The 6,253-nt window shown below is 38.4% G+C and carries 5 protein-coding genes; 1 reads left to right on the forward strand and 4 read right to left on the reverse strand.

Annotated elements, in window-relative coordinates; genetic code table 11:
* The first annotated feature begins 8 nt into the window (after positions 1-8).
* Complete coding sequence (locus ACE1CC_RS30540) at positions 9-392, forward strand: P-loop NTPase family protein (protein ID WP_413274195.1); 384 nt, start codon at positions 9-11, stop codon at positions 390-392.
* A 73-nt stretch (positions 393-465) separates the two neighbouring features.
* Here ACE1CC_RS30540 and gntT read toward each other — a convergent pair whose 3' ends face one another.
* The 4 genes from gntT to hisG form a co-directional block, all read right to left on the reverse strand.
* Positions 466-1,824: a guanitoxin biosynthesis MATE family efflux transporter GntT gene (gene gntT / locus ACE1CC_RS30545; RefSeq protein WP_413274196.1), complete on the reverse strand. Its 1,359-nt coding sequence runs from the start codon at positions 1,822-1,824 to the stop codon at positions 466-468.
* A 121-nt stretch (positions 1,825-1,945) separates the two neighbouring features.
* Positions 1,946-3,043, reverse strand: a complete 1,098-nt coding sequence (gene trpD, locus ACE1CC_RS30550; RefSeq protein ID WP_413274197.1) for an anthranilate phosphoribosyltransferase — start codon at positions 3,041-3,043, stop codon at positions 1,946-1,948.
* Positions 3,044-3,366: 323 nt separating this feature from the next.
* A complete protein-coding gene (locus tag ACE1CC_RS30555) occupies positions 3,367-5,214 on the reverse strand; it encodes an ABC transporter ATP-binding protein (protein ID WP_413274198.1) in 1,848 nt (615 codons plus the stop codon).
* A gap of 142 nt (positions 5,215-5,356) precedes the next feature.
* On the reverse strand, positions 5,357-6,001 hold the full coding sequence (hisG, locus tag ACE1CC_RS30560) for an ATP phosphoribosyltransferase (protein WP_413274199.1): 645 nt from the start codon (positions 5,999-6,001) through the stop codon (positions 5,357-5,359).
* Between the last annotated feature and the right edge of the window lie 252 nt (positions 6,002-6,253).

The raw sequence follows: 6,253 nt of genomic DNA on the forward strand, positions 1-6,253 counted from the left end.
GAATTATTATGCGTTTACTACGAGTTCAAGTTCCTGACTTTCGCGTTTTACAGAATGTTGATATTACATTTGAAAAGGATTTCTTCCCTAATATTTTTCCCCTTGGCAGTCAAAATGGAGGTGGCAAAAGTACGCTTTTACAACTGATTTTTGGATTACTGCATTGTTCTGGAAATCCCGATCGGGTACATTTTTTGACCAACTTACTGAGCAGCTTTAAAGTTTCTAATAATTCTCATCAAAGGTTACTCGCAATAATTGATATTTGGGATGAAGAAACAAGTGTAAAACTTGAATTCTTCTTTTGTAGTGGATCTGATAGTAAACATACATTTTCTGAAAAAGAAAAAGAACTAGAACCAAAACTTCTTAAACAAAAAGCATCAAATTAATTATGGGTTTTGCTCCTACGCAGTTAAAGCGACTTTTCTTAGCTGTCTTACATAAATTTATATAAGACCCGATCTAACTATTTTCCTGTTTTGCAATTTGCTGGGAATTAACAGGTTGAGTAACCATCATTTTTAGTAGCATTTGTACTGTTAAAACAATGGTTACAGTGGTCATGTAAGCTACTAAAGATAACCATAATATGTGATTATTATGCCAGTAAAAAGCTAGAGCTACTAAGGGCAAAAATCCTATACCAAAGGCAATTAAAGAAGCATTTCGTAAAATTCCTACTTCTTTTAAACCGATGAAATAACCTTCTAGCATAAAAGCTACAGCAGTTAGCGTTAACAGTGGTAAAAGCCAGAATATATATTTATTGATATCTGCACTTACTTCGCTATGGTTGGTTAAAATTCCAAATACTTGTTGAGGGAACAAAATTGTTCCTAAAGCAAAGGTTAGAGAAATAAATCCACTGACTGTCAGGGAAACTTGCAATAAAGGACTGATTAGTTCAGTTGTACCTTTTCCTTTGAAATTCCCTGTTAGAGTTTGAGTGGTCATGCCGACTCCTTGAACTGTAAACTGATTCAAAAGAGCAATTTGTAACAATAAACCATTCTGAGCTAACAGGGTAGTTCCGAGAGTAGCACTAACATTTGTGAAAATACTGTAGGCTGAAATTAAACATAAAAACCTGACTAAAACATTGCCATTAAAAGCTAAAATTGATTTCAAAGCTTGCCGATCGAAAACTTCTCTGAGTGCGATCGCTAAATGTTGCCAATTAATTTTAAAACCTACCCAAACTAACCCAGTGAATAAAGCTAAATACTGACTCCATGCAGTGGCTATTCCTGCGCCCATGCTGCCCCAGCCCCACTGAAAGATGGTAAGATAATCGAGCACCACATTCATTCCATTACCAACTAAGGACATGAATAAAACTACTTTATTCATTTCTTGTCCGAGAAACCAACCAATTAAAACAAAATTCAGAAGTACCGCAGGCGCACCCCAAATTCGACCATAGAAATAGTCAATTCCGGCAGTTTCAATATCTGGAGAACCATTGAGGATAAAAAATCCTATCTTCTGGAGAGGATATTGCAAAATTAAAATTAGAATACCAATGCTCAAAGCAATCAACCCACTACGTAATCCAGTGAGCAATACTCCTTGATCGTCACTTGCTCCAACTGCTTGCGCTGTAATTGCATTTGTGCTAGTGCGTAAGGGCTTTAAAACTCGATATAAATAGTCAAATAAAATAGTACCTAAAATAACCCCTGCCAAGTAGCGAAGATCGGCTAAGTGACCAAGAAAAGCTAAATCAACTAATCCCGCTAAGGGAACCATGACATTTGACAAAACACTAGCGATCGCTAACTGGAAAAACCGAGGTAAAAAACTATATTGTTTTTGTAACATAATATATCAAATTACGAACAAAGTTGAGCAAGTAAATATGATTACTGCCAACTTTAAACCAAACTCCTTTGCTTGTCAAACCTTACAATGTTATAGGCAAATCTCCATCCCACATTTGGGTTTAATATTTAAGAAACTCAACTAATTGTTCTAATTTTGTCCAAGCTGCGCCACTAGATAAAATTTCCCTTACTAGTGCAATTCCTGTTTGATAATCACCGAGCGGTATTATTTCACCGACTTGGAGTGCGATCGCTGCATTTAATGTTACAACATCCTGTTGAGCATCTGTACCTTTTCCTTGCAAAACATTGCGTAAAATTTCCGCATTTTCTGTCACATCGCCGCCCCGAATTGCGGCTGTTAGTGCTGTTGTTAAACCTAATTCTTCAGGAGAAATTGTTTCTAATTTAACTTCCCCTGCTGATAATATTGCTAAATCTGTTTTATCTGCTAATCCCGCTTCATCTAATTTTTCTCTGCCATGTAGGACGATCGCTTTTTCCATTCCCAACTGACTCAAAGCATTAGCAATAGTCAACATTAAATGCGGTTCACAAACACCAATTACCTGTCCTGTAGGACGTAAAGGATTAACTAAAGGCCCTAATAAATTAAACACCGTTCGCACTTTTAAAGTCCGTCTTAATGGGGCAACAACTTTTAAAGCCGGATGCCATCCCGGGGCGAACAAAAAAGTAATTCCCACCTCTGATAATGCCGCTTGAACTTTTTCGGGACTAGCATTAAGATTGACTCCCAAAGCTTCTAATACATCCGCAGAACCTACCCGACTAGAAGCAGAACGATTGCCATGTTTCGCTACAGCTACACCTGCCGCTGCTACCACAAAAGCCACTGCTGTAGAAATATTAAAAGTTGATGCCCCATCGCCACCAGTACCACAAGTATCAATTACAGAATTGGCTAATTTTTGGGCAGAATAGTTTTCCGATGTCAGAGATTTTGCTTGTAATACTTTAGCCATTCCTGCTAATTCTTCAGCAGAAACTCCTTTGGCTTGTAAGGCGGCTAAAATTGCCCCTGATAAAACAGGTTCAATTTCTTCATTTAGCCATCCCTGCATTAATTCTGCGGCTTGGCTATTGGATAAAGATTGTTTGTCGAGTAATTGTTGCAATACATTTGACCAATTACCCTTGTTATTGGAATCAGTAACAGCGGTGTTTTTTGACAGGGAAGCTTCGGAAGTGGTCATTCGATTTTAAATTTTAGATTGACTCAACAGGGGCGAAGCATTCGGGCGACAATTTATTTGTTCAAACCATAGATTTTCTGCTTTGTTTGCTTCGCCCCTACTAGTTCATTTTATCAAACATTGGATTTTTTTTGAACCGCTCCCGGCACAGAGGACACAGAGAAGAGAGGGAGGAGTTCACAATTCAAAGAGGATTGCTATTTTATTTGCTGTATTGGGGATAAATGAAAGTAAGTTTCCTAGTCCCTAGTCCCCAGTCGTAGGGGCAATTCATTAATTGCCCCTACGACTGGGTAATTCATGAATTGCCCGTACCCCAATTCCTAACTTCCTAACATTTGCAATTTATACAAGCTGGCATAAAGTCCATTTTTTGCTAATAGTTCGTCGTGGCTTCCTGTTTCGACTAATTCTCCGCGTTTGAGTACCAAAATGCGGTCTACATTGCGAATTGTGGAAAGTCGATGGGCGATAATAATTGCAGTACGCCCTACCAGTAATCTTTCTAATGCTTCCTGAATTAAAGCTTCAGTTCTGACATCCAAATTAGCAGTTGCTTCGTCTAATACTAAGATTCTCGGATCGCGAATTGCCGCCCTTGCAAAGGCTAATAATTGTTTTTGACCTCCTGAAAGATTGGTTCCTCTTTCTCTCAATTCGGTGTCGTAACCTTGGGGTAATTGTTCGATGAATTGGTCAACATTAGTGGCTTTGGCGGCAGCTTTGACTGCTTCTAAGGAATAGTTTTCTCCTAAAGTGATGTTACTTTTCACATCACCAGAAAAGAGAAATCCGTCTTGCAAAATTACGCCAATATGACGACGCAGTTCAGTTTGAGGTAAGTCCCGAATATCAACTCCATCAACAATAATTCGTCCTGATGTAGGTTCGTAAAGCCGACATAATAACCGAATGATTGAACTTTTTCCTGCGCCTGTTGGCCCAACTAAAGCAACTTTTTCTCCGGGATGAATGGTAAAGTCGAGGTTCTTTAAAACGTATTCATTTGATTTATAAGCAAAGTCAACTTGTTCAAAGCGAATTTCTCCGATTGAGGCAACGCCATTATGATGAGAATAGCCGATAATGGGCAAAGATTTGGGTGTTTCGGTATCGCGAATTTCGATCGGTTCATTGAGAATATCAGTAATCCGTTCCACAGCTGTAAAACCTGCTTGAATTGAGGTAAATTTTTCGGCTAATTGTCTGAGGGGATCGAAGAGACGTTGGGAATATAAAATAAAGGTGGATAAGATGCCAAAAGTTAAATTTTCCCGCAACACCAGCCAGCCACCTAATCCTAAAACACAGGCGATCGCAACTAAAGAAATCCACTCTAAAGTAGCAGAAACAGCTGAATCATAAAAAATTGTGATGTCAATTTCCCGAATATAGCGTTTATTAGTCTTGCGAAACATCTCAGAGTTAAACTTCTCTCGGCGGAACATTTGCACCACACTAATTCCCACAATGTTTTCTTGAAGTGTGGAATTAAGCACCGAAAGTTCTTCCCTAGCTTTATAATTTGCTTGGCGGAATTGCTTTTGAAAATAAATGATTACCAGGGAAACAGGAATTAGCATTAATATCAGCATCAGCGCTAATTGCCATTGCAAAGTTAACATAAAAATGGCAATTACTAAAATACTGAATAAATCGCTGACAATCCCGATCGCACCAGTAGAAAAAACATCTCCTAAAGCTTCAACATCGCTAGTTAATCGAGTAATTAGTTTCCCCACTGGCGTGCGATCGAAAAATCTCACCGCTAAAGAGGTTACATGAGTAAATAAATCCTCACGAATTGCAGCAGTAATTTGTTGCCCAATTCGCTGGACTGTGTAAGATTGAAAACTAACAACTACGATGCGAATTGCTACTGACAGTAATAGTAACCCTGCCAGAATATTGATACCTTGATATAAAGGAAGTCCTTGGAAAAAAGGAAAAGTTGATTTTTCGCCCCGAATTAAAGAAACGGCTTGTCCAATTAATAATGGTTGAATTGAACCAGAAATTGCTACTGGGAGTAACAGGGCGATCGATATTACTAATAATCTCTGATTCCGGCGTGCATAAGGAACTAGCCACAAAAATAATCGCCAATCACTTTCCCGGCGTGGCGATTTTTGATAATCATCTTCCTTAGTTAGCGGTGATAAACGAGTCATCCTAAAACCTAATTGGCAATTATCTCTTATTCCATTTTATATTTTAGATTTTAGAATATGAAAAGGTTAAAAAGCTATGTACAAGCTTTCTTCCCTTCAGCTTTCTTCTACTAATGGCTGATGACAAATCACAAATAATCAATTATACTGCCACTAAGATTCTCGATCGCACTTTATCCAACCAACCATGTAAATCATCAGAATTAAGCCGATAACTTAAAGGATGAGCAATTAATCTAGCAGTACTTTCAAACAACACATCAGTTTCAATTAAACCATTTTCTTTAAGAGTTCGCCCGCTAGAAACCAAATCAACAATTGCTTCCGACATTCCTGTAATCGGTCCTAATTCTACTGAACCAGAAAGTGGTACAATTTCCACAGGTAAATCCAAATTTTCAAAATATTCTGCGGCACATTTAACAAATTTAGAAGCGACTCTTCCATGAGGCGGAAGTTGCAGGGCCGATCGATAAGGGCTAGACTGTTTTACAGCGACAGATAACCGACAATAACCAAATTTCAGATCTGCTATATGGGCAACTTTCGGTTGTTTCTCCCGCAATACATCATAACCCACAACACCCAATTGTGCTTGTCCGTATTCCACATAAACCGGAACATCTTGCGCCCTGACTAACAAAGCTTGGGCGGTGTTACTGGGATCGGAAATTTGCAATTGGCGGTTGTTAGACTCTAAAAAAGCACTGAAATCTAATCCCACAGTTTGCAATAATCGAATGGTATCTTTCAGAAGTGCGCCTTTTGGTAATGCAACAGTCAACATAGCGATTTTTGATGTTTGATTTTAGACTAGTTGGATCTTAAAGTTTAACAGGTAGTGCAGCATGGCAGAAATAATTTCTCGGTACGTTGTTGGGGGTTTTAGCGAAAATTTATATAAAAAACACACCAAACACATTTTTCACACAAATATTGATAACGTCTCTTTGTTGCGCTTTAGCGATAAATTCTAGCCACAACGCGCAACAACGTACCGAGAAATTATTTCTGCCATGCTGCACTACCTGTTAAACTT

It is taken from the genome of Floridaenema aerugineum BLCC-F46 (assembly GCF_041929345.1).
In the GTDB taxonomy this organism is placed as follows: domain Bacteria; phylum Cyanobacteriota; class Cyanobacteriia; order Cyanobacteriales; family Aerosakkonemataceae; genus Floridanema; species Floridanema aerugineum.